The following is a 1715-nucleotide window of genomic DNA, read 5'->3' as shown; positions in this document are numbered from 1 at the left end:
GTCAATACCCAACCGGCCGGCTGGGATAACTTCATCGGCTATGTGCGCAACAACAGCAACACCCCCTCCGGTACTGCCTACGCCTTGATCGATAGCACCAAAGCCTACAGCGGCACCAAGTCTATCCACTTCAAAGGCGGCCAAAACCCGGCACAAATTATCCGTGCCCTCCCCGCCGGCACACAGCGCCTCTATACCCGCGCTTACGTTAACCTCAGCGTCCCCTTCGGTAATGTCGCAGGCGATAACCACGAACATCTCTTCGGCATCAAGAAAACCCCTGATGCCAATGACGAAGTTCGTGTAGGCCAAATCAAGGGCGTACTGGGTACCAACCATATTCCCAGCGATGACATTGCACCCAAGGCAGCCCAATGGTGGAGTGGCCCGCAACTCGCCGCCAACAAATGGTATTGCGTGGAAACCGCTTTCCTCGCTGACCAGGCTTACGACACCCTGCACATGTGGGTCGATGGAACCCTCGTTCACACCATCGATTCTGCCGATGACTGGAACAACAACCGCTTGCCTGCCGACTGGATGAGCGACAAGTTCAACTTCGTGATGTTCGGTTTCCACAGCTTCAGCAGCCGTAACGCCGATGTCTGGATGGATGACCTGGTTGTCTCTACACAACCTATCGGCTGTGGTACTACACCACCCCCTGCCAGCAGCAGCTCGGTTGCGTCAGTAGCGCCAAGCTCTTCCAGCAAATCCAGCAGTCCGGTAACACCTTCGTCTTCCAGCGTGGCAGTCACCAGCAGTTCAGTACCGTCCTCGGTAGCGCCAAGCTCCAGCAGCCGCTCAAGCTCTTCTGTCGCTAACACCGCCGCCTGGAACCTGAACACCACCGACTCCTACCTGAACTTCGTCACCACCAAAAACACCCATAACGTGGAAGTGCATAACTTCACCGGCTTGAGTGGCGATATCAGCAGCGCCGGGGTTGCGACCCTTACCATCGACCTCAACACCGTCAATACCGGTGTGGCCCTGCGTGACCAACGCATGAAGGATTTGTTGTTTGAAACCGCAACCTATCCCACCGCCACCATCACTGTGACTGTACCTGCTACCGTGATCAGCGGCCTCGCTGCCGGCCAATCCGCAGCGACCGATGTGACTGCCAGCCTCAACCTCCACGGGGTGAACGGCACTATCACCACCAAGGTCTCCGTCCAGAAACTATCGAATAGCCGCATCCTCGTGCAAACACTCGCTCCGGTGCTGGTGAAAGCCGATACCTACAACCTCACCTCCGGTGTGGAAGCACTGCGTGCCGCAGTGGGTATTGCCTCCATCAGCGTTGCCGTTCCTGTGGACTTTGCGCTCGTCTTTGACGCCCGTTAATTGGATGAAGCCTAGAGAGAACCTATCATGAAAAAATTATTGAAACTGTCGATGCTCTCCTCCAGCCTGGCGTTGGGCATCATGGCTGCCGGTGGCGTGAATGCCCAGGGCGCCTGTAGTGTGGATTACACCAGTGTGAATAACTGGGGCTCCGGTGCCCAGTACAAAGTCACCTTCACCAATACCGGTGCGGCCAAAACCTCCTGGGAATTGTGCTGGACCTTTGCCGGGAGTGAAGTTGTTAACAACCTCTGGGACGGTGTGTTCACCCAGACCGGTAAAAATGTGTGTGTGAAGAATGCACCTTACAACCCTAACCTGGCGGCCAACGGTACGGCGTCGTTTGGTTTCCTGGTGAATAACCC

At 56.1% G+C, this 1715-nt stretch carries 2 protein-coding genes; both read left to right on the top strand.

Annotated elements, in window-relative coordinates:
• Positions 1-1350, top strand: a 1350-nt coding sequence (locus A596_RS21915; protein ID WP_052417245.1) for a YceI family protein, incomplete at its 5' end; no start/stop codon positions are given.
• 27 nt (positions 1351-1377) lie between these two features.
• Positions 1378-1715: cellulose binding domain-containing protein (locus A596_RS04995; RefSeq protein WP_039913062.1), on the top strand; the 338-nt coding region annotated here is incomplete at its 3' end.

The sequence above is a fragment of the Cellvibrio mixtus subsp. mixtus J3-8 genome (assembly GCF_000766945.1).
In the GTDB taxonomy this organism is placed as follows: domain Bacteria; phylum Pseudomonadota; class Gammaproteobacteria; order Pseudomonadales; family Cellvibrionaceae; genus Cellvibrio; species Cellvibrio mixtus_A.
This window is presented reverse-complemented; position numbering and strand designations above follow the sequence as displayed.